The 20,509-nt window shown below is 61.5% G+C and carries 22 protein-coding genes; 16 read left to right on the forward strand and 6 right to left on the reverse strand.

Annotated elements, in window-relative coordinates:
• Nucleotide 1: 1 nt before the first annotated feature.
• The 15 genes from urtD (at nt 2) to ureG (ending at nt 10,651) form a co-directional block, all read left to right on the forward strand.
• Nucleotides 2-757, forward strand: coding sequence for an urea ABC transporter ATP-binding protein UrtD (urtD, locus tag FHT70_RS04100; protein ID WP_085779184.1), 756 nt, complete (start codon nt 2-4; stop codon nt 755-757).
• 76 nt (nt 758-833) lie between these two features.
• Nucleotides 834-1,352 (forward strand): hypothetical protein, encoded by a 519-nt coding sequence (locus FHT70_RS04105; protein ID WP_097600667.1) that lies wholly within the window; start codon nt 834-836, stop codon nt 1,350-1,352.
• 18 nt (nt 1,353-1,370) lie between these two features.
• Entirely contained in the window at nt 1,371-2,066 is a 696-nt protein-coding gene (gene urtE / locus FHT70_RS04110) for an urea ABC transporter ATP-binding subunit UrtE (RefSeq protein WP_183699104.1), read from the forward strand.
• Nucleotides 2,067-2,217: 151 nt separating this feature from the next.
• The gene (locus FHT70_RS04115) at nt 2,218-3,039 is read left to right on the forward strand and encodes an urease accessory protein UreD (protein ID WP_183699106.1); all 822 of its coding nucleotides are present in this window, start codon (nt 2,218-2,220) and stop codon (nt 3,037-3,039) included.
• 28 nt (nt 3,040-3,067) lie between these two features.
• A complete protein-coding gene (locus FHT70_RS04120; RefSeq protein ID WP_064695492.1) occupies nt 3,068-3,370 on the forward strand; it encodes an urease subunit gamma in 303 nt (100 codons plus the stop codon).
• A gap of 9 nt (nt 3,371-3,379) precedes the next feature.
• Nucleotides 3,380-3,631, forward strand: a complete 252-nt coding sequence (locus FHT70_RS04125) for a DUF1272 domain-containing protein (protein ID WP_183699108.1) — start codon at nt 3,380-3,382, stop codon at nt 3,629-3,631.
• A gap of 10 nt (nt 3,632-3,641) precedes the next feature.
• Nucleotides 3,642-3,947 carry an urease subunit beta gene (locus tag FHT70_RS04130; RefSeq protein ID WP_183699110.1) on the forward strand — a complete coding sequence of 102 codons (306 nt, stop codon included), beginning with the start codon at nt 3,642-3,644 and terminating at the stop codon, nt 3,945-3,947.
• Nucleotides 3,948-3,964: 17 nt separating this feature from the next.
• Complete coding sequence (locus FHT70_RS04135) at nt 3,965-4,372, forward strand: lysozyme inhibitor LprI family protein (RefSeq protein ID WP_183699112.1); 408 nt, start codon at nt 3,965-3,967, stop codon at nt 4,370-4,372.
• A gap of 1 nt (nt 4,373) precedes the next feature.
• The gene (locus tag FHT70_RS04140) at nt 4,374-5,012 is read left to right on the forward strand and encodes a Urease operon accessory protein (RefSeq protein ID WP_183699114.1); all 639 of its coding nucleotides are present in this window, start codon (nt 4,374-4,376) and stop codon (nt 5,010-5,012) included.
• Between the two features lie 3 nt (nt 5,013-5,015).
• On the forward strand, nt 5,016-6,728 hold the full coding sequence (ureC, locus tag FHT70_RS04145; protein ID WP_183699116.1) for an urease subunit alpha: 1,713 nt from the start codon (nt 5,016-5,018) through the stop codon (nt 6,726-6,728).
• Between the two features lie 12 nt (nt 6,729-6,740).
• The gene (locus FHT70_RS04150; protein WP_183699118.1) at nt 6,741-7,412 is read left to right on the forward strand and encodes a TIGR02117 family protein; all 672 of its coding nucleotides are present in this window, start codon (nt 6,741-6,743) and stop codon (nt 7,410-7,412) included.
• A gap of 319 nt (nt 7,413-7,731) precedes the next feature.
• Nucleotides 7,732-8,595: a GGDEF domain-containing protein gene (locus FHT70_RS04155; protein ID WP_183699120.1), complete on the forward strand. Its 864-nt coding sequence runs from the start codon at nt 7,732-7,734 to the stop codon at nt 8,593-8,595.
• A 76-nt stretch (nt 8,596-8,671) separates the two neighbouring features.
• Complete coding sequence (gene ureE / locus FHT70_RS04160) at nt 8,672-9,274, forward strand: urease accessory protein UreE (RefSeq protein WP_097600660.1); 603 nt, start codon at nt 8,672-8,674, stop codon at nt 9,272-9,274.
• Nucleotides 9,275-9,280: 6 nt separating this feature from the next.
• A complete protein-coding gene (locus FHT70_RS04165) occupies nt 9,281-9,952 on the forward strand; it encodes an urease accessory protein UreF (RefSeq protein ID WP_183699122.1) in 672 nt (223 codons plus the stop codon).
• Nucleotides 9,953-10,039: 87 nt separating this feature from the next.
• Entirely contained in the window at nt 10,040-10,651 is a 612-nt protein-coding gene (gene ureG, locus FHT70_RS04170) for an urease accessory protein UreG (protein WP_097600658.1), read from the forward strand.
• A gap of 299 nt (nt 10,652-10,950) precedes the next feature.
• Here the strand turns inward: ureG and FHT70_RS04175 are convergent, their stop codons facing one another.
• From FHT70_RS04175 to FHT70_RS04200, 6 genes are all read right to left on the reverse strand, one after another.
• Nucleotides 10,951-14,271, reverse strand: coding sequence for an efflux RND transporter permease subunit (locus FHT70_RS04175; protein ID WP_085779172.1), 3,321 nt, complete (start codon nt 14,269-14,271; stop codon nt 10,951-10,953).
• 12 nt (nt 14,272-14,283) lie between these two features.
• Nucleotides 14,284-15,474 carry an efflux RND transporter periplasmic adaptor subunit gene (locus FHT70_RS04180; RefSeq protein WP_183699124.1) on the reverse strand — a complete coding sequence of 397 codons (1,191 nt, stop codon included), beginning with the start codon at nt 15,472-15,474 and terminating at the stop codon, nt 14,284-14,286.
• Between the two features lie 397 nt (nt 15,475-15,871).
• Complete coding sequence (locus tag FHT70_RS04185) at nt 15,872-16,843, reverse strand: ABC transporter substrate-binding protein (RefSeq protein ID WP_085779170.1); 972 nt, start codon at nt 16,841-16,843, stop codon at nt 15,872-15,874.
• Nucleotides 16,844-16,902: 59 nt separating this feature from the next.
• On the reverse strand, nt 16,903-18,030 hold the full coding sequence (locus FHT70_RS04190; RefSeq protein WP_183699126.1) for an ABC transporter permease: 1,128 nt from the start codon (nt 18,028-18,030) through the stop codon (nt 16,903-16,905).
• A complete protein-coding gene (locus FHT70_RS04195; RefSeq protein ID WP_097600742.1) occupies nt 18,027-18,956 on the reverse strand; it encodes an ABC transporter permease in 930 nt (309 codons plus the stop codon). The genes FHT70_RS04190 and FHT70_RS04195 overlap by 4 nt, the downstream gene beginning before the upstream one ends.
• A gap of 234 nt (nt 18,957-19,190) precedes the next feature.
• Entirely contained in the window at nt 19,191-19,976 is a 786-nt protein-coding gene (locus tag FHT70_RS04200) for an ABC transporter ATP-binding protein (RefSeq protein ID WP_085779168.1), read from the reverse strand.
• Nucleotides 19,977-20,070: 94 nt separating this feature from the next.
• Between FHT70_RS04200 and FHT70_RS04205 the strand changes: the two genes are divergently transcribed.
• A complete protein-coding gene (locus FHT70_RS04205; protein ID WP_011426527.1) occupies nt 20,071-20,484 on the forward strand; it encodes a cupin domain-containing protein in 414 nt (137 codons plus the stop codon).
• Nucleotides 20,485-20,509: the final 25 nt, after the last annotated feature.

Consider the following 20,509-nt stretch of genomic DNA (forward strand, 5'->3'; position numbering starts at 1 on the left):
CATGATTCCCGACGTCAAACCCAACAGCGTGCTCTATCTCAGCGGCGTCTCCGTTTCCTTCGACGGCTTCAAGGCGCTGAATTCGCTCTCGATCGTCATCGAGCCCGGCGAGCTTCGCGCCATTATTGGCCCGAACGGCGCCGGCAAGACGACGATGATGGATATCATCACCGGCAAGACCAGGCCCGATGAGGGCGAGGTTTTCTTCAACGGGACCGTCGACCTCACCAAGAAGGATGAGGCCGACATCGCTCAGCTCGGCATCGGCCGCAAGTTCCAGAAGCCGACGGTCTTCGAAAGCCATACGGTCTGGGACAATCTGGAACTGGCGCTGAACCGCCGCCGCTCCGTCTTCTCGACGCTGTTCTATCGACTTTCGAGCGAAGACAGGACGCGCATCGATGAAATTCTCGAAACCGTGCGGCTGACCCACCGCCGCGACGAATTGGCTGCCAATCTATCGCACGGGCAGAAGCAATGGCTGGAGATCGGCATGTTGCTTGCCCAGGAGCCGAAGCTGCTGCTCGTCGACGAGCCGGTCGCCGGCATGACGGATGCGGAGACAGCGGAAACGGCGATTCTGCTCAAGAATATCGCCAAGACCCGGTCGGTCGTCGTCGTTGAGCACGACATGGGCTTCATCCGCGACCTCGGCGTCAAGGTGACCTGCCTTGCGGAAGGATCGGTGCTGGCGGAGGGATCGATCGATTTCGTCAGTTCGGATCCGAAGGTGATCGAGAATTATCTAGGAAGGTGAGGAATGCAACTTCCAGGCTTGAACCTGACAATGGAAGACGCTCTAAAACGAGCGGGGTTTACTGTGGGGTTTCATCATGGCTTTTCTCGGTATTCTGGTCGCGGCGCTCAGCGGCGCTGTCATCTGGTATTGGCGTTTTAAAATGGTGCGCGAGGCGGGAAACGAGATCATCGATTCCGTCGAGCGCATGCGGGGCGCTTATAAGCGCAGGAAGTTTCGCAAGCAGGCCGAGGTAGCGCCGCTGGCCTCGATTGCCGATCCGGCGATTGCGGCGGTGGCCTTTTTCTTCTGCCTTGCCAAGGAGAAGCCGATGTATGTCGACGCGGCGAAGGATGTTATCCGCAGCCGCATGAAAGGCATCATCCGGCCGGGCGACCTGGAAGAGGTGTTGGTTTTCGGCGAGTGGGCTTCCAAGAACGTCACCAGTCCGGAAGATCCGATCCGCCGGTTCCGGGATCTCTGGTTAAAGGCGCTCGACATGCAGGAGCGCCAGCAATTGATCGGCATTGCCGAGGACGTGGCCGAGACCGGCGGCGAGAGAACGAAAGAACAGGACTACGCCCTGCAGACGCTGAGGCGCAGTCTGATGAACTGATGGGGAATGGGTGATCGGATGCTGACAGTCGAGAACGCAAATCTGCATTATGGCGCGGCGCAGGCGCTGCGCGGCATCTCCATCAAGGCGGAGATGGGCAAGATCACCTGCGTGCTGGGGCGCAACGGCGTCGGCAAGAGTTCGCTGCTGCGCGCCGTCACCGGCCAGCATCCGCTATCGGCCGGCACCGTCACCTTCAACGATACAAAACTGAACGGCCTGCCGCCCTTTGCCCGCGCCAAGCAGGGCATCGGCTATGTGCCGCAGGGGCGTGAAATCTTTCCGCTGCTTAGCGTCAAGGAAAATCTCGAAACCGGCTTCGCTCCGCTTGGCCGCCGCGACCGCAACATTCCCGACGATATCTTCAGTCTCTTCCCGGTGCTGAAATCGATGTTGTCACGGCGCGGCGGCGATCTTTCCGGCGGGCAGCAGCAGCAGCTGGCAATCGGGCGCGCCATGGTGACGCGGCCGAAAATTCTCGTGCTCGACGAGCCGACCGAGGGCATTCAGCCGTCGATCATCAAAGATATCGGCCGGGCGATCCGCTATCTCCGCGATTCCACAGGCATGGCGATCCTGCTTGTCGAGCAATATCTGGATTTCTGCCGGGAGCTTGCCGACTATGTCTACATCATGGACCGCGGCGAGATCGTGCATGAAGGGCTTGCCGAAACGCTGGACACGCAGGAGGCTCGCCGCCATCTGACCGTCTGACCGGCAAATGCCGCAATTTGCGGCAGAGAGAACGACGGCTCGTTGATCTCTTCTGCGCGGACCGCAGCCCTTGTCGGGCGGCATGGGAATTGCTTGCTTTCCGTCATTCGCGCCGGCGAATGGAAAGCGGTGGCGCGATTGAAAGGACGACATGACGAGTGCGGCAGTGAGTACCAGACCGCAAAGAGCGGAGGGACGGGGGCATCTGGCGGCAAGGCTGCTCGATGGGCGCACTCGTATTCGCGAGCTCTATCAGGAGGGCGCGGCGAAGATCCGCTTGCCTGATACTTTCGACGCCTCGATGGAAGCCGTCATCATCAACACCGCGGGCGGGCTGACCGGCGGCGATCGGCTGGACTGGAGCGTTGTTGCCGGCGCCGGCACGAAGATCGACGTTACCACCCAGGCCTGCGAAAAGATCTACAAGGCGTCGGCCGGCGCCGCCGAGGTGACGACCCGCATCGAAGTCGGCGTTGGAGCGCGCGTCGACTGGCTTCCGCAGGAAACGATCCTCTTCGACAGGGCAGCGCTTTTCCGCCGCCTGGACGTCGATCTCGACGAAAGCGCCGAATTCCTGGCCGTCGAAGCGGTGCTGCTCGGCCGCAAGGCAATGGGCGAGGCGGTGGAGACTGGGCTCTTTCGTGACCGCTGGCGTATCCGCCGCTCGGGCCGGCTGATCCATGCCGAGGAGCTTAGGCTTTCCGAGGGTGTCGCGGCATTGGCCGCGCGTCAGGCCGTGCTCGGCGGGCAGGTGGCCTTTGCGACGCTGCTTTATGCCGGTCCGCTGGCTGAAGCCTATCTCGGCAAGGTGCGGCCGCTCGTCGAAGGGATCATGGGCGGCGCGAGCGCCTGGAGCGACAAGCTCGTCGTTCGCCTTGCCGCAGCCGACGGTTTTACGCTGAGAAAAATCCTTATCCCGGTCATTTCCGTCTTGCGCAACGGTGCGCCTGTGCCGAAAGTCTGGAATCTATGAAGCGAAGCATGAGGCAGATGGGCAAGCAATGAACCTCACTCCGAGAGAAAAAGACAAGCTGCTGATTTCGATGGCGGCGATGGTGGCACGGCGGCGGCTGGAGCGCGGCGTCAAGCTGAACTATCCCGAAGCGATTGCGCTGATCAGCGACTTCGTCGTCGAAGGCGCCCGCGACGGCCGTCCCGTCGCCGAGCTGATGGAAGCCGGCGCCCATGTGATCGGCCGTGATCAGGTGATGGAGGGCGTTGCCGAGATGATCCACGACGTGCAGGTGGAAGCAACGTTTCCCGACGGAACCAAGCTCGTCACCGTACATGAACCGATCCGGTAGGGAGAGAAAATGCTGGAACTGAGGCCCAATTGCGAATGCTGCGACAAGGATCTGCCGCCGGAGAGCGCTGAGGCGCGGATCTGCACCTACGAATGCACCTTCTGCGCCGATTGCGTGGACGGCGTGCTGAAGGGCACTTGCCCGAATTGCGGCGGCAATCTCGTCGCCAGGCCCATCCGGCCGGCCGCCATGCTCGCCAAACATCCGGCGTCGACGAAACGCGTGCTGAAGGCCGAGGGCTGTGCACCCAGAGCGGCTTAAGGAGAATGAGATGATTCCGGGCGAGATCATTGCCGCAAGCGGCGACATCGAACTCAATGCCGGCGCGCCCACGGTGACGCTGGAAGTTTCCAATACAGGCGACCGGCCGGTGCAGGTCGGCAGCCACTATCATTTTGCCGAGACCAATGCCGGGCTTTCCTTCGACCGCGCGGCGGCGCACGGGAAACGTCTTGATATTCCGGCCGGGACGGCCGTGCGCTTCGAGCCGGGGCAGACGCGTTCGGTGACGCTGATCCCGCTTTCCGGCAAGCGCGAGGTTTACGGCTTCCGCCAGCTCGTGATGGGCAGGCTTTAGAAGAACGGGAGAGGTGATTGCGTCTGAATATCTGCCTCATCGGGGCGGCGATGCTGTTTGTGGCCGGCCGTGTGTCCGCGCAGGATGTCGATTGCAAGAGTCCGCAGACGCAATCGGACATGACCTCCTGCGAAGAGGCGCGCCATGAGGCTGCCGACAAGGCGCTGAACGAACAATATAAGAAGACACGCGCCGCCATGGCGGCGATCGACAAGGATCTCGACGCCGACATGAAGGGTGCCGAAAGGGCGCTGGTCAAGGCGCAGCGCGCCTGGATCGACTATCGCGACGCAGAATGCGATGCCTTCGGCTTTCAGGCCCGCGGCGGCACGATGGAGCCGATGCTGGTTGCCGGATGTCTGGCCGAAGAGACGGATAAACGCACGAAAGAGCTGAAACAGCTCGAAGACACGATGAGCAACTAGGGTGATCAAAAAGATCGTAATCGTCGGCAATGGCGAGATTGGGGAAGGACAGGCAGGCATCATCGATGCCGCCGATTTCGTCATCCGCTTCAACGATTGCCGTTCCTACGGCACTGGCGGCAGCCGCACGGATGCCGTCGCGGTCTGCAATACCGGCCGGCCGGCAAAGGCAATGCTCGGCTCACCCGAGTGGCGCGCTCATCCCGGTGTTGTTTCGGCGCGCGAAATCTGGAGCGTGCGCGACCCGGAAAAATTTGCCGCGATGCGGGCGCCGCTTGCCGTCTCGCATCCTGATCTCGATGATTTCTGCGACGACTATACGGATGCGTTCGCTGCCTTCTGCGCGGAAACCGGCAAGGCGCATATCGTCATCGGCAAGACGGTCCACGAGGCCGTCGACGCCTCGCTTTCGGCCTTTGAGCCGGCGCCCTATGTGGTGCCGAGCAGCGGCATGATCGTCACCGCCGAGGTGCTGGACAAATATGCCGAGGCCGAGGTGATGCTGGCTGGCTTCGGTCACGTCGGCTGGGAATGGCACCCGTTTGCGGCCGAACGGCAGCTTGTCGATACTTATGTAGCCGCTGGCCGCCTCACACGACTCGGCGAAAAAAAACTTGTCTCTTCCTTCCACGGAGCCTGATGAATGCCCTACAAGATCTCCCGCGCCGCCTATGCCGGCATGTTCGGACCGACCACCGGAGACAAGGTGCGCCTTGCCGATACGGAGCTCTTCATCGAGATCGAGAAGGATTTCACCACTTATGGCGAGGAGGTGAAGTTCGGCGGCGGCAAGGTGATCCGTGACGGCATGGGCCAGAGCCAGGTGACACGGGCGGACGGCGCGGTCGATACGGTCATCACCAATGCGGTGATCGTCGATCATTCCGGAATCTATAAAGCCGATATCGGGCTGAAGGGTGGGCGCATCGTTGCGATCGGCAAGGCCGGCAATCCCGATATGCAGCCGGGCGTCAACATTATCGTCGGCCCGGGCACGGAGGCTATTGCCGCCGAAGGCAAGATCGTCACCGCAGGCGGCATGGATAGCCATATCCATTTCATCGCGCCGCAGCAGATCGAGGAAGCGCTGATGTCTGGCTTGACCTGCATGCTCGGCGGCGGCACGGGACCGGCGCATGGTACGCTCGCCACCACCTGCACGCCGGGTCCCTGGCATCTGGCGCGTATGATCGAGGCGGCGGACGCCTTCCCGATGAACCTTGCCTTTGCCGGCAAGGGCAATGCCTCGCTGCCGGGAGCACTGACGGAAATGGTGCTGGCCGGCGCCACCTCGCTGAAATTGCATGAGGACTGGGGCACGACGCCTGGCGCCATCGATTGCTGCCTGTCGGTCGCCGACGAACATGACGTGCAGGTGATGATCCACACCGATACGCTGAACGAAAGCGGCTTCGTCGAGGATACGATCGGCGCCATCAAGGGCCGCACCATCCATGCGTTCCACACGGAAGGGGCGGGCGGCGGGCACGCGCCCGATATCATCAAGATCTGTGGGCAGCCGAACGTCATCCCGTCGTCCACCAATCCGACGCGGCCCTACACGGTCAACACTATCGCTGAGCATCTCGACATGCTGATGGTCTGCCATCACCTGTCGCCGTCGATTCCCGAGGATATCGCCTTTGCCGAAAGCCGCATCCGCAAGGAGACGATCGCGGCGGAAGACATTCTCCATGATATCGGCGCCTTCTCGATCATTTCATCCGACAGCCAGGCCATGGGCCGCGTCGGCGAAGTGGCGATCCGCACCTGGCAGACGGCCGATAAGATGAAGCGCCAGCGCGGCCGACTGAAGGAGGAAAAGGGCGACAACGACAATTTCCGCGTCCGCCGCTATATCGCCAAATATACGATCAACCCGGCGATCGCCCACGGTCTCAGCCATGAGATCGGCTCGGTCGAGATCGGTAAGCGCGCCGACCTCGTGCTCTGGAACCCAGCCTTCTTCGGCGTGAAGCCCGACATGGTGCTGCTCGGCGGCTCGATTGCCGCCGCCCCTATGGGCGATCCGAATGCCTCGATCCCGACGCCGCAGCCGGTGCACTATCGGCCGATGTTCGCCTCCTATGGCCGCAGCCTCACCAATTCCTCCGTCACCTTCGTCAGCCAGGCGTCGCTCGATGCCGGGCTGAAGGGCAGGCTCGGGGTCGCGAAGGAACTCGTGGCGGTGAAGAATACGCGCGGCGGCATCTCCAAGGCGTCGATGATCCACAATGACCTGACACCGGAGATCGAAGTCGATCCGGAGACCTATGAAGTCAGGGCGAACGGCGAACTGCTGACCTGCGAGCCCGCGACGGTGCTGCCGATGGCGCAGCGCTATTTCCTGTTCTAGGCCAGTCATTCCGTGCTGAGGGGGATGCGCTGGCTGTTGCGGATCGTGCTCCTGCTCGCAACTCTGGCAGCGGGCGGAACCTTCATTCCCCGGCCGCTGATTGCCCCGGTCAAGGCGTCGCCGGGGGAGGCAATCCACCGCATTCTCCTCCTATCGGGATCGATTCATACCGATATTGCCATTCCGCTCGATGAGGAGACGCGGGCGGCATTTTCCTTCCTCGACGAGCCGGATTTTCCGCTCGGTCATCCGAATGCGGAATGGCTCGTGATCGGCTGGGGCGGCCGCGCCTTCTATCTCGAAACACCGACCTGGGCTGAGCTGAAGCCGCTGCCGGTGCTACGGGCGCTGACGATAGATCGTTCGGTGCTGCATGTGGATCTCGCTGGCCATATTGCCGAGCCGCAGTCTGATGTTACGGCCTTCGATATTGGTGATGATGGATTGGCGCGGCTGCGCGAATTCATCGCGGACAGCTTCGTCCGCAACGCGGGCGCGATCGCGCCGATTCCGGATGCGGGTTACGGGGAGATCGATCGGTTTTTCGAAGCCAAGGGATACTTCAATGCCCTCTTCGGCTGCAACACCTGGACTGCCGCTGCACTCCGCTCGGCAGGGCTTCGGACTGGCTTATGGAACCCTCTTCCACAATCATTGCGATTGTCTGTTGATGTCTACAATTGACGCACTCGCTGGCCCGTCCGCTCTTAAACGAAATTGTGAATGGATTTCTCCGTCCGGTTGTAAAAATCGCAGTTTTTCTTGAGCTAGACCATTCTGAAACAGCTCGCCGCAAGATCGTGGCAAAGCTATTATATATCAACACATTAGCTGCTTGTGTACGTTGTTCGATTCAGGGATTGAAGACTTGCAGCCCCTGCTAGAAAAAATCTCACCACCGAATCGTCTGAAATCGTTCGAATTTTAGCGAATTGATTAAGACACCCGCAGCAATTGGGCTCTTATCAATGCCTTGAAACGCCGGGCAGGAAGGTCGATTCTCATGAGAAACTGGATGTCGCTGCAGGCCGATTTTGGCCATTTTCTATATCGCAGGCAGGTCTATGTCTTTGCGTTGAAGATGAGCTTTCTTGCCGTCATTTTCTCCGGCGTTATCATTGCGCTGACGATACCGCCACTCGGTTTTCTCGGGCTGTTGCCGGTGACCCTTTCGCACGCGATCGGCTTCGGCGCCATTTTTTCCTGGCTTGTCGGCGGCACGGTTTCCGGCATGATGTCGCTGGCGGCGGGTTTTGCAATGCATGAACTGACGCTGTCGCGGGCGGAGTTCGAAAAGCTCAGCCGCACGGATACCCTCTCCGGCCTGTTGAACCGGCGCGCCTTCACCGAGTCGCTGGATCGGATCGAAGGCGACGCCTCGCTCGTCATTTTCGACGTCGACCGTTTCAAGGCGATCAACGACCGTTTCGGCCATGCCTGCGGCGATGCGGTTATCACGGCGGTCTCGGCGGTGCTGCTTTCCGCCTTCGACGAATCGTCCGTCGTTGCGCGCCTCGGTGGCGAGGAATTCGGCGTCATCGTCTCCGGCGAACCGCTGGAGAAACGGTTGGAGCGGATCCAGGCCGTGCAGTCCGATATCGCCAACAGACCGCTCGTGGCAGATGGGAATCATATTGCCATCACCATTTCCGGCGGCGTGGCCGATCTCATTCCTGGGCGCAGCAAGCAGCAGGTCTATGCCTCGGCCGATCGGGCGCTTTATCTCGCCAAGGCGCTCGGACGCAATCGCGTCGTGCACGAGCGGGAGGGACTGCATCATGCCTGGCACGGGCTCGCCGAAACCAGCGCCAATACCGAGGGCAGGGGGCTGGGGAGCGACAACGTGATGCAGGCCTACGGAATATAAAAGCCGGCCTCCCATTGGTGCTTGCATCGGGAAGGGCTATTTTGCATGGTCGTGGTCTCATCAAAACGGACATATCATGCAGCGCGTCACCTCCTATCTTCCCGCCGGAACCCCTTCCTCCCATCCGACCGCCCAGGTCAAGCTGCCGCATGATCTGCGGCATTTGCGCCGCAAGCTCCTGCATCTGGAGAATGGCGAGATGGTCATGCTCGACCTCAAGGATCCGGTGCTCTTCGCCAATGGCGACCTGCTTGTGCGCGAAGACGGCGAACTGATCGAGATCCTTGCCGCCGACGAGAAGCTCTTCGAGATTCGCGGACGCGACCGCACGCATCTGGTCGAGCTTGCCTGGCATCTCGGCAACCGTCATCTCGCCGCCCAGATCGAGGAAGACCGCATCGTCATCCTGCGCGATCATGTCATCCGAACCATGCTGCAGGGGCTCGGCGCCACCGTGCTCGATATCGAAGAGCCCTTCCAGCCTGCGCGCGGGGCCTATCATTCACATGGCGGACATTCGCATGACCAGGCGCATGCGCATCATGACCACGGGCACAATCACAACGCTGGTCATGACCATGATCACGCGCATGGCCATGACCACAAACATGATCACACCTGCGACCATGATCACCACCATGGTCATGGGCACGGGCATCACGGCCACAAACACGATTGAGGCTCGATGAGCGAAGATCGTGAATTGCAGGCATTGTTGCGCCTGATGGCATGGCTTTCACCGGCCTTTCCGATCGGCAGTTTCGCCTATTCAGGCGGGTTGGAGCGGGCGGTAGCCGATGGGCTCGTGACCGACGCGGCCTCGCTTGCGGACTGGATCGGCACGCTGATCGGCCATGGTTCGGCCTGGAACGATGCAGTGCTTCTGGCGGAGAGCCACAGGCGCCAGGCCGAGGCTACGGGCCTTGCCGAAATCGCTGCGCTTGCCGAAGCGCTTGCCGGATCGCGTGAGCGCCATAAGGAAACGATGCTGCTCGGCGAGGCGTTCCTCTTGGCGGCGCGAGCCTGGCCGGACGAGGTCTTCGAAAGACTGCCTGGCAAGACCGCCTATCCCATTGCGGTCGGAGCGGTTGCGGGCGCCCATGCTATAAGGCCTGAGAAGGTGCTCGCGGTGTTCCTGCATGCCTATGCCTCACAGACGGTTTCAGCAGGTATCCGTCTCGGCGTCGCCGGGCAAAAGGATGGCGTTGCCATACTTGCCGGGCTTGAAGAGCAGATTGCGGGGATCGCGCGGCGGGCGGCAGTCTCAACCCTCGACGATCTCGGTTCGGCGACGGTGCAGGCCGATATCGCCAGCCTGCGCCACGAAACCCAGACGATCAGGCTTTTCCGCTCGTAACTACCAAATTATCCCGCAACTGCGTCATTTGACGGTGGCGCATGCCGGCGGCGTCGCTATCATCGGAATCCTATTGGAGTACGCCATATGAAATCAAGAAACGGACCTCTGCGCGTCGGCATCGGCGGGCCGGTCGGGTCGGGCAAGACGGCGCTGACGGAAAAGCTCTGCAAGGCGATGCGGGACGACTATTCCGTCGCCGTCGTCACCAACGACATCTATACGACCGAGGATGCCGAGGCGCTGGTGCGCATGCAGGCATTGCCTTCCGATCGCATCGTCGGCGTCGAGACGGGCGGCTGCCCGCATACCGCCATCCGCGAGGATGCGACGATCAATCTTCAGGCGATCGCGAGCCTTAACGAGCGGATCCCCAATCTCGATGTCGTCTTCATCGAGTCAGGCGGCGACAATCTGGCGGCGACCTTTTCGCCGGACCTCGCCGATATCACCATCTATGTCATCTCGGTCTGCCAAGGGGAGGAAATCCCGCGCAAGGGCGGGCCCGGTATCACCCGCTCCGACCTGCTCGTCATCAACAAGAAGGATCTGGCACCCCATGTCGGCGCCGATCTTGAGGTGATGGAGCGGGATGCGACGCGCATGCGCGCCTCACGCCCCTTCGTCTTCTCCGATATGAAGCGTGGCGATGGCGTCAGCTCGATCGTTAGTTTCTTGAGAGAGCAGGGCGGGCTCTGAGGGACAAGCCCGCCGCATCTGGCGGATGGCGGCGAGGGTGGCGAAACAAAAACGGGCCGGGAGATCGCTCCGGTCCGTAGTTTGTTGACAACGTCTCTTCCGCCATGCTCGGGCTCGTGCCGAGCATCTAACCACCGCGATTATTTGATGGGTAAACCTTTATTTCCAGGTATTTAATTGGGCCGGCATAGATCCTCGGCAGAAGGCCGAGGATGACGTCGGGGGTTTTGCATGCGGTTTGTCAGCAGCCCGACGAGCGGGAGGTCGCTCCCGGCCCGTCTCGTTTCCTGAGGCTTTGCTCACTCCGCCGCAAACGGCGGCAGGCGGAGCACATTGGTGTCGTTGGCGCCCTTGCGCTTGCTTTCCGGCTTTTCGATCGCGGTCAGGCGCTCGTCCAGCGCATCGATATCGCTGCGGTTCTCGCGGGTCACGCGGGTAAGATCCTCGCGCGAGAGCGGCAGGTCTTCCTCATCCTTCCTGCCGACCAGGCGTCCAAATATCCAGCCGAGCAGGCGGGACAGATCGTCCATGATGAGGAAGAAGGAGGGAACGACGACGAGCGACAGCACCGTCGAGACGATGATGCCGCCGATCACGGCGATTGCCATCGGCGCGCGGAACGAGCCGCCTTCGCCGACGCCGAGCGCCGACGGCAGCATGCCTGCCGACATGGCAATCGAAGTCATGATGATCGGCCGGGCGCGTTTGCGGCCGGCCTCGACCATGGCTTCAACACGGGACATGCCCTGATGGCGCATCTCGATTGCAAAATCGACGAGCAGGATGGCATTCTTGGTGACGATGCCCATCAGCATCAGAATGCCGATCATGACAGGCATGGACAGCGGATTGTTGGTGATGATCAGGCCCGCCGCGACGCCGCCGATCGCGAGCGGCAGCGAGAACAGGATGGTGAAGGGCTGGATCACATCCTTGAAGAGCAGGATCAGCACGGTCAGTACCAACATGAGGCCCATCAACATGGCGTTGACGAAGCTCTGCTGCATCTCGGTCTGCACCTTGGTGTCGCCGCTTTCCGCGAGGTGTACCGTGGCCGGAATGTTGGCCGCCTTGACGATCTCGCGGAAACGGGCCGAGGCGGTGTCGAGCGCTACACCCTGCGGCAGGTCGGAACCGATAGAGACGACCCGGTTACGGTTGTTGCGCTTGATCGAGCTTACGCCTTCCGAATAGTCGATATTCGCGACGCTCGAGAGCGGAACGGTGCCGCCGCTGGCGGTCTGGATCTTCAGCGCCCGGATGGCGGCAAGGTCGCGGCGCATGTCAAGGGCCGCCTGGACGCGGATCGGGATCTGGCGATCGTCGAGCGAGATCTTGGCGAGGGCCGCATCGACATCGCCGATGGTGGCGACGCGGATCGTCTCGGAGATCTGCTGCGGCGTGATGCCGAGACGCGCCGCCTCGTCCTTGCGGGGATAGACCTGCAGTTCCGGACGCGGCAGGGCGCCGTCGGCGCTGACATTGGCGAGCAGCGGGTCGGCACGCAACTTGGATTCCAGAATGCCGACGGCTTCGTTCAGGTCCTTCTCGTTTTTGGAGAGGAAGTTGAAGGAGAGGTCGCGTTCGCCGCGGTCGTTAAGCTTCAGGATATGGACATCGGGAATATCGCGCAGCTTGGCGAAGACTTCCTTTTCAATATCCCATTGCGGGCGCTCGCGGCCGTGGACTTCCACCTTCGGCAGCATCGGGCCGATGACCGGGATATGGCCGAGCACGTCGTTGACCACCTTCTTGACCAGCGACTGGTCGAGCTTGTGGAGCGCCAGCGTAATGGTCGCACGGCGCAGTTCGAGATCGCCCTTTGGCGATGCCCCGCCGAGGACGAAGACGCTTTCGACGCCGTTGAGGTCCTTGACCCTGTCATAGATCGCCTTCGTCGTCTTCTCGGTGTCGTCGAGCCGCGCATTGGGCGGCAGTTCAACAGAGAGAACGATGCGCGAGGCATCTTCGGGCGGCAGGAAACTGCCTGGAACCTTCATCAGCAGCATAACCGAGCCGACGAGGAAACCGATCGCCGCAAGCAGCGTCAGATATCGCGAATATTTGTGCCCGGTCGTGGCGCGGATCAGGCGCGTATAACCCTTCATCAGCAGACCGTCATTGTCGTGATGGTCGTCGACACCGTCTTCGGCGCGCATCAGATAGGCGGCCATCATCGGGGTGATGAGGCGTGCCACCAGCAGCGAGAAAAAGACGGAGAATGCGACGGTCAGGCCGAACTGGATGAAGTACTGGCCCGGAATGCCCGGCATGAAGGAAACTGGCACGAAGACCGCGATGATGGTGAAGGTGGTGGCGATGACGGCGAGACCGATTTCATCCGCCGCCTCGATCGCCGCCCGATAGGGCGTCTTGCCCATCTTGATATGGCGGGCAATGTTCTCGATTTCCACGATCGCGTCGTCGACCAGGATACCTGTCGCGAGCGTCAGCGCCAGGAAGCTGACGAGGTTCAGCGAGAAGCCCATCATGTCCATGACCCAGAAGGTCGGGATCGCAGAGAGCGGGAGCGCGATGGCCGAGATCAGCGTCGCGCGCCAGTTCCTGAGGAACAGCAGCACGACAATGACGGCGAGCAGGGCGCCTTCGAGCAGCGTGTGGATGGCGGCTTCATAGTTGCCGTAGGTGAAATAGACCGAATCGTCGATCATCTCGATCTTCACGTTCGGATTTTCGCTTCGCACCTTGTCGAGGCTCTGCGCGACCGTCTCGGCGACGCTGACCTCACTGGCGCCCTTCGAGCGGAAGACGCCGAAGGTAACGACGGGCGTATCGTTGAAGCGCGAAAAGGATTTTGGCTCCTCATAGGTGTCCTTGATGACGCCGAGATCGGACAGCTTGACGAAACGGCCGCTCGGCAGCGCAATCGTCGTGTCTGCAAGTTCGGCGACATTGCGGGCGTCGCCAAGAACGCGGATTGCCTGTTCGCTGCCCGCCACCTGGCCGCGACCGGAGCCGAGATCGACATTGGTGCCGCGCAGCTGATCGTTCACGCTTGCAGCTGTGATGCCGTAAGCATCGAGCTTGCCGGGCGCGAGTTCTATGCGCACTTCGCGTTCCGCGCCGCCATAACGGTCGACGCGGCCGATGCCGGCCTGGCCCTGCAGCGCTCGCTTGATCGTATCGTCGACGAACCAGGACAGTTCTTCCAGCGACAGGTCGGGTGATGACACGGCGAAGGTCTGGATCGCCTGGCCCTCGACGTCAACCTTTGTAACGATCGGTGCCTCGGCCGTCGCCGGAAGATCGCTGCGGATGCGGTCGATCGCGTCCTTGACGTCCTGCACGGCCTGTTCGGTCGGCACTTCCATCCGGAACATGACGTTGGTCTGCGAGCTGCCGTCGGTCACCGTCGACTGGATTTCGTCGATGCCGGTGATGGAGGCGATCGCGTCTTCGATCTCCTTCGTCACCTGCATTTCGAGCTCGGCCGGCGACGCGCCGCTTTGCGTAACGCTGATCGAGACCAGCGGTACGTCGATATTCGGGAAACGCGTGATCGGCAGCGTGTTGAAAGACTGAATGCCGATGAGGATCAGCAGGCAGAAGGCCAGCAGCGGTGCGATGGGATTTCGAATGGACCAGGCTGAAAAATTCATCGGATGGTCTCTTTAGTTGGAAGCCGAGGGCTGTTCACGCACCGGCGTGATGTGGTCGCCGTCGCGAACATAGGCGCCCGCCTTGGCGACGACCTCGTCGCCGCTCTTCAATCCATTGACGATCTCGACATAGGCGCCGTCCTGGATGCCGGTCTCGATCTTAGCGAATTTCACCACGCCGTCCTCGACCTTGCGGGCGGAGGAGCCGTCGTTGCCGGTGAGCACCGCAGTCAAGGGAAGCGATACACCCTCGGTTTCACGGACGATGATCTCGGCGCTGCCATACATGCCGGAACGCGCCTTGCTGTCATCGTCGATGGAGATATGGACGAGGCCGAGGCGGGTCACGGAATCGACGGTGGGTGAAACCAGGCGCACGGCACCGGAAAGCTTTTCGCGGCTGCCGGAAAGGGAAATGGTTGTCTTCTGGCCGGCCACAATCCTGACAATATCGCTTTCGGCGACTTCGGCGACGAGCTCGATATCGCCGTTGCGGATGATGGTGAATAGCGGATCGCCGTTGCCGGCGGCGATCGCGCCAACCTTGGCGTTCTTAGCCGAAACCACACCGGCAACCGGCGTCTTCACATCGGTGCGGGCGAGCTTCAGATCGGCGTCTGCGATCTGGCTGTCGAAGACCTTCAGATCGGCTTCGGCGACCTCGATCGCCTGCTCGGCGGAGACGACTCGGGCGTTGGCGGCAGCGGCGGTCGCATCGGCCTGCTCGACCTGGGCTGTAGAAACCGTGCCTTTCTTGCCCATTTCCTGGGCGCGGGCCTGCTGCTGCCTTGCCTGTTCGGCATTGGCCTGCGCTTCGATGAGCTGGGCGCGCAGTTGGGCAAGGCTTGCCTCGCCTTTGGCCTTCGTCGCCATCATCTGGCTTTTCTCCAGGACCAGGGCGTCGTCATTGAGCGTTGCCAGCGTGCTTTCAGCCTGGACCTTGTCGCCGACATCGGCTTTCAGCGTGCGGATCGAAAGGCCTTCGACCTGCGGCTGGATATAGACTTCCTCGACCGGCTTGACCGTTCCGGTGCCGATGACACGGTCTACAAGAGTGCGATTGACGGCGGTGGTGACGACGATCGCCGGCAGGTTCTGCTGCGGCTTTGCGACCGGCGCTTCCTGCGAAAAGGCTGCGGATGCAGCCAGCGCCGCTGCAAAAAGGGTGGATGCGCCTAAAATTCCAGTCGGCTTGCGTGCCATGCGTTTTCGTCCAATCTCGTCATAAGGTTAGCCGAATTCGCGCGTCTGCCATTGAGCTCGCGACCAGGCCACTGCCTTTCCTGCATTCTCAGGGGTATCCACACGTCAGTTGCCGTCTTCATCCCTCGCCGGCAAATCGGCTTCTAGTTGGTATCGATTTGCTCGATATGCAAGCCCGGCAGAAAACAATTCCCCATGAGCCGATAATAATTACCATCATAACCTGAATCAATCATCGCAGAGTTATGCGAACATGACGATCATTGATCCCGCTTCTCCCCTAATGACGTTTGACGCCGGAAAAATGCGACATCAGCGACGCTTTTTTTCGTGTCATCCCAAAAATGAGAAACGCGCGGAAATTTTCTCCGCGCGTTCGCTTTACTTCCTGCCGTATTTACTTGGATGCGGCGTCTGTGATCTCGTGTGTCCAGGCCCCCGAGGGCTCCTTGTTGATGATCTTCTGGTCGAGCAGAGCCTTCGCCGTGCGGGCATAGAGCGCTTCGTCCAGCTTGCCGGAGCCGTCGCCGACCAGCTTGGCAACTTCGCCCATCATACGCTTCTGGTGGTTCTCGTCCTGGCCGCCGTTGTCCACGACGATCTCGGCGGCTTCATCGGGGTTCTCGGTCGCATATTTCCAGCCCTTCATCGAGGCGCGGACGAACTTGACCATCTTCTCCTTGAACGCCGGGTCCTTCAGCTTGTCTTCCATGGCGTAGAGGCCGTCCTCGAGAAGGTCATTGCCCATTTGCGTATAGTTGAAGACCGTCAGTTCCTCCGGCTTGAAGCCGGCATCGATCGCCTGCCAGTATTCGTTGTAGGTCATGACGGAGATGCAATCGGCCTGCTTCTGGACGAGCGGCTGTACGTCGAAGCTCTGCTTCAGCACGGTGACGCCGTTCGGGCCGCCTTCGGTGGAAAGACCCAGCTTGTTCATCCAAGCGAAGAAGGGGTATTCGTTGCCGAAGAACCAGACGCCGAGCGTATGGCCCTTGAAGTCGGCCTCGGTCTTGACCGGGCCGTCCTTACGGCAGATCATTTCCAGGCCGGACTTCTGATATGGCTGGGCGATGTTGACCAGCGGAACGCCCTTTTCGCGGGCAACCAACGCGCCGCCCATCCAGTCGACGATGACATCGGCGCCGCCACCGGCGATCACCTGCTCAGGCGCGATATCGGGACCACCCGGCTTGATGTCGACGTCGAGGCCCTCTTCCTTGTAGAAACCCTTCTCCTGGGCGACGTAATAACCGGCGAACTGGCTTTGTGTGACCCATTTCAGCTGCAGAACCACCTTGTCGGCGGCCATTGCATGGGCCGCTGCAAGCGACATGGCGCTCGCCATCATTGCAACCATCAATTTTTTCATTTTCTTGTCCTTACCCTCTGAAGTTATGCCCGGACCCAATTTGCGAGGCCCGCGCGCGCCTAGCCACCACGGATAGACGGATGCCAGAACGTCACCGCCCGTTCGGTCAGGGCGATGATGCCATAGAAGATCGAGCCGGCCAGCGCCGCGACGGCGATTTCCGCCCAGACCATGTCGACATTCATGCGGCCGATCTCGGTCGAGATGCGGAAGCCCATGCCGACGATCGGCGTCCCGAAGAATTCCGCAACGATGGCACCAATCAGAGCCAGCGTCGAGTTGATCTTCAGTGCGTTGAAAATGAAGGGCATCGCCGCCGGAAGCTTGAGCTTGAGCAACGTCTGCCAGTCGCTCGATGCGTAGGTGCGCATCAGGTCGCGCTCCATGCTGCCGGAGGCGGAAAGGCCTGCCACGGTGTTCACCAGCATTGGGAAGAAGGTCATGATGATGACGACGGCGGCTTTCGACGGCCAGTCGAAGCCGAACCACATGACCATGACCGGAGCGATGCCGATGATCGGCAGAGCCGACACCATGTTGCCGATCGGCAGCAGGCCGCGGCGCAGGAAGGCGATGCGGTCGGCCAGCACCGCGACGACGAAGCCGCTGAGGCAGCCGACGATATAACCGATCAGCACCGCCTTGAAGATCGTCTGCCTGACGTCGTCGCCGAGGATGGGCAGAGAGGCCATGATGCGGGCGCCGATGGCGCTAGGCGGCGGCAACAGGATGAAGGGGACGCCGGCACCGCGCGTGATCGCCTCCCAGAGGATGAGAATCCAGGCGCCGAAAATCGCCGGAATCAGCAGTTCGAGCACCGATGCACCGAAGGCGGCGGCAGGCGGCACTTTCGAAAGCTCCGTGACGCATCGCCAGGCGAGCAGCCACGCGGCGAAGAGCAGCAGGAAGTAAGCCCGCGTTGCCGTGCCCTCGTTGTCGGAAACCGCTGCAATCAGCAGCCAGGCGGCGCCATGGGCGCCGATGAACAGCACGGTGGCGCGATAGGCCGGCGGTTGCGGTGCAAAGGACAGGAGAGCGGCCGCGGCGATGACGATGAAGATCAGGCTTGCGGTGCCATCGGTTAAAGGACGGGCCGCGCCCTCGGCCAGAAGCGGTAAGGCAGCCAGCGCCGCGATGCAGAAAAGAAGAGCGGCCGCGCCTTGCCAGGAGAAGCTCAGACGTCTCATGCCGGCCTCCCGCCCATGGCGCGGTCGACGATCTTCGCCGCAAGGCCGACAATCGCTACCAGAACGCCTGCAAGCAGCGAGCCGGCGACCAGCGCTGCCCAGATATCGATCGTCTGGCTGTAATAGGAGCCGGCGAGCAGCTTCGAACCAATGCCGGCAACGGCGCCCGTCGGCAATTCGCCGACGATGGCGCCGACGAGGCTTGCGGCGATCGCGACCTTCATAGAAGTGAAGAGAAAGGGGATCGAGGCAGGGACGCGCAGTTTCCAAAAGGTCTGCATCGGACTGGCGTTATAGGTGCGCATGAGGTCGAGATAGAGGAGTTCGGGTGACCGCAGCCCCTTCACCATGCCGACGGCGACCGGAAAGAAGGAGAGGTAGGTGGAGATCAGCGCCTTGGAGACGAGGCGGGAGGCGTCGGAATCGAGATTCAGCAGATGCGCCAGCGCATTGTCGCCGGTCAGCACGTTGTAGGAGATGATGACGATCATCGGCGCGATAGCGAGGATCGGGATTGTTTGGCTGGCTACGAGCCAAGGCATCAGCGAGCGGTCCATGGCGCGGTTATGCACGATCAGCACGGCGAGAAGAATGCCGAGCAGCATGCCGAAACCGAAGCCGAGCAGGGTGGAGGAGAGCGTTACCCAGCTGTGATAGACGAGGCTGCGGCTGCTCGAAAGGCTGCGCAGGAAAGTGTTCTCATAGACATTCTCAGCCACCTGATGCGGTGCCGGCAGGATCGGCTTCGGCTGCGCCAGCGTCTTGCCGATGAATTCCATCGTGGTCGGCGTGACGCCGGCGCGGCTATCCATGTCACGCTGGAACGGCGCATTCATGAGAATGGCGGCGACATACCAGATGGCGACGAGGGCGAGCAGGATGGTGGTGACGGGGACGATCTTGTCCTTGAATGTGTCGGATTTCACAGGGATAGCCCCCATATATCGGCACCGCGTGGGCTGTTACCCCCCTCTGCCCTGCCGGGCATCTCCCCCACAAGGGAGGAGATCGGCAAGGAGATGGCGGGTCGTTCCCCAATGCTGCCATGCTGGGCTAGGGGGCCTTCGTTGTTTGGGGAGGCCGGCTCGGCATATCGATGTCCCCCTTTGTGGGGGAGATGCCCGGCAGGGCAGAGGGGGGTGGCCCAAGAATGCAACGGCCTAAACCTCATGGCTATGCCCCGTCCTCAGCCCCTCGCGGACGCGGTGGGCGATTTCCAGGAACTCCGGCGTGTCGCGGATGTCGAGCGGGCGTTCGGCCGGAAGCGTGGAGTCGATCACGTCGGTGACGCGGCCGGGGCGCGGCGACATCACCACGATCTTGGTCGAGAGGTAGACCGCCTCGGGGATGGAGTGGGTGACGAAGCAGATCGTCTTGTTGGTGCGGGCCCAGAGTTTCAGCAGCTCTTCGTTCAGATGGTCGCGGACGATCTCGTCAAGCGCGCCGAAGGGCTCGTCCATCAATAGCAGGTCGGCGTCGAAGGCGAGCGCGCGGGCGATTGAGGCGCGTTGCTGCATGCCGCCGGAAAGCTGCCAGGGGAATTTCTTCTCGAAGCCGGAAAGACCGACGAGGTCGAGCGCCTCGGCGATGCGCCTCGTCCGATCGGCGCCGCGGTAGCCCATGATCTCCAAGGGCAAGGCAATGTTGTTCTCGATGGTGCGCCAGGGATAGAGCGCCGGCGCCTGAAAGACGTAGCCGTAGGCGCGGGCTTTGCGCGCCTCCGCCGGCGTCATGCCGTTGATCGAGATTTCGCCCGAGGTGCTCCTTTCGAGATCGGCGATGACGCGGAGGAAAGTCGTCTTGCCGCAGCCGGACGGGCCGATGAAAGAGACGAAATCGCCCTTGCGGACATCGAGATTGACATCGCTCAGCGCCCGCACCGGGCCGTCATTCGCCTGGTAGGTGAGACAGAGGTCCTTGGCGGATACGACGGAGGGTGCTTGCATCAATGCGACCGATCTTGTTTTCCCCGCTTGACGGCGGTTTGCATGTTACCATCGCTGCCGGCTTTGCCGGCGGCGCAATTCTTGGAGGAAGAAAATGGACGCGACATCAAAACCCACCTGCCACATCGTTCGTCCCAAGCACGCCTATGACGGCAAGCAGGGGCTCAGCTATTTCGAAGGGATAGCGGCCGAGACTGTCGGCGCCACGGGCATCTGCATGCACCTCCTGACGATCCCGCCCGGCGTGCGTGCCAAGGCGCACCTGCACGAGGCGCATGAGACGGCGATCTACGTGCTCTCCGGCGAGGCTCATACCTGGTACGGCGACCGGCTGGAGCATCACGTCATCACCCATGCCGGCGAACTGTTCTACATCCCGGCCGGCGTGCCGCATATGCCTGCGAACCTCAGCAGCACGCCCTGCACGGCGGTCATTGCGCGCACCGATCCCCACGAGCAGGAAAGCGTCGTGCTTTTGCCGGAACTGGACGCGCTGGTGCCGGCGTGAAGTCATCCGCATGAAGGCGTCGTTC

The sequence above is a fragment of the Rhizobium sp. BK049 genome (assembly GCF_014193135.1).
Lineage (GTDB): Bacteria > Pseudomonadota > Alphaproteobacteria > Rhizobiales > Rhizobiaceae > Rhizobium.

Bases quoted from the DNA above. Each gene is read 5' to 3' on its own strand.
- FHT70_RS04125 (WP_183699108.1), top strand. From the start codon at position 3,380: ATGCTGGAACTGAGGCCCAATTGCGAATGCTGCGACAAGGATCTGCCG.
- FHT70_RS04200 (WP_085779168.1), bottom strand. From the start codon at position 19,976: ATGCAAGCACCCTCCGTCGTATCCGCCAAGGACCTCTGTCTCACCTAC.
- FHT70_RS04175 (WP_085779172.1), bottom strand. From the start codon at position 14,271: ATGAATTTTTCAGCCTGGTCCATTCGAAATCCCATCGCACCGCTGCTG.
- FHT70_RS04205 (WP_011426527.1), top strand. From the start codon at position 20,071: ATGGACGCGACATCAAAACCCACCTGCCACATCGTTCGTCCCAAGCAC.
- urtE (WP_183699104.1), top strand. From the start codon at position 1,371: ATGCTGACAGTCGAGAACGCAAATCTGCATTATGGCGCGGCGCAGGCG.
- ureG (WP_097600658.1), top strand. From the start codon at position 10,040: ATGAAATCAAGAAACGGACCTCTGCGCGTCGGCATCGGCGGGCCGGTC.
- FHT70_RS04120 (WP_064695492.1), top strand. From the start codon at position 3,068: ATGAACCTCACTCCGAGAGAAAAAGACAAGCTGCTGATTTCGATGGCG.
- FHT70_RS04105 (WP_097600667.1), top strand. From the start codon at position 834: ATGGCTTTTCTCGGTATTCTGGTCGCGGCGCTCAGCGGCGCTGTCATC.
- FHT70_RS04165 (WP_183699122.1), top strand. From the start codon at position 9,281: ATGAGCGAAGATCGTGAATTGCAGGCATTGTTGCGCCTGATGGCATGG.
- ureC (WP_183699116.1), top strand. From the start codon at position 5,016: ATGCCCTACAAGATCTCCCGCGCCGCCTATGCCGGCATGTTCGGACCG.
- FHT70_RS04115 (WP_183699106.1), top strand. From the start codon at position 2,218: ATGACGAGTGCGGCAGTGAGTACCAGACCGCAAAGAGCGGAGGGACGG.
- FHT70_RS04155 (WP_183699120.1), top strand. From the start codon at position 7,732: ATGAGAAACTGGATGTCGCTGCAGGCCGATTTTGGCCATTTTCTATAT.
- FHT70_RS04130 (WP_183699110.1), top strand. From the start codon at position 3,642: ATGATTCCGGGCGAGATCATTGCCGCAAGCGGCGACATCGAACTCAAT.
- urtD (WP_085779184.1), top strand. From the start codon at position 2: ATGATTCCCGACGTCAAACCCAACAGCGTGCTCTATCTCAGCGGCGTC.
- FHT70_RS04190 (WP_183699126.1), bottom strand. From the start codon at position 18,030: ATGAGACGTCTGAGCTTCTCCTGGCAAGGCGCGGCCGCTCTTCTTTTC.
- ureE (WP_097600660.1), top strand. From the start codon at position 8,672: ATGCAGCGCGTCACCTCCTATCTTCCCGCCGGAACCCCTTCCTCCCAT.
- FHT70_RS04180 (WP_183699124.1), bottom strand. From the start codon at position 15,474: ATGGCACGCAAGCCGACTGGAATTTTAGGCGCATCCACCCTTTTTGCA.
- FHT70_RS04185 (WP_085779170.1), bottom strand. From the start codon at position 16,843: ATGAAAAAATTGATGGTTGCAATGATGGCGAGCGCCATGTCGCTTGCA.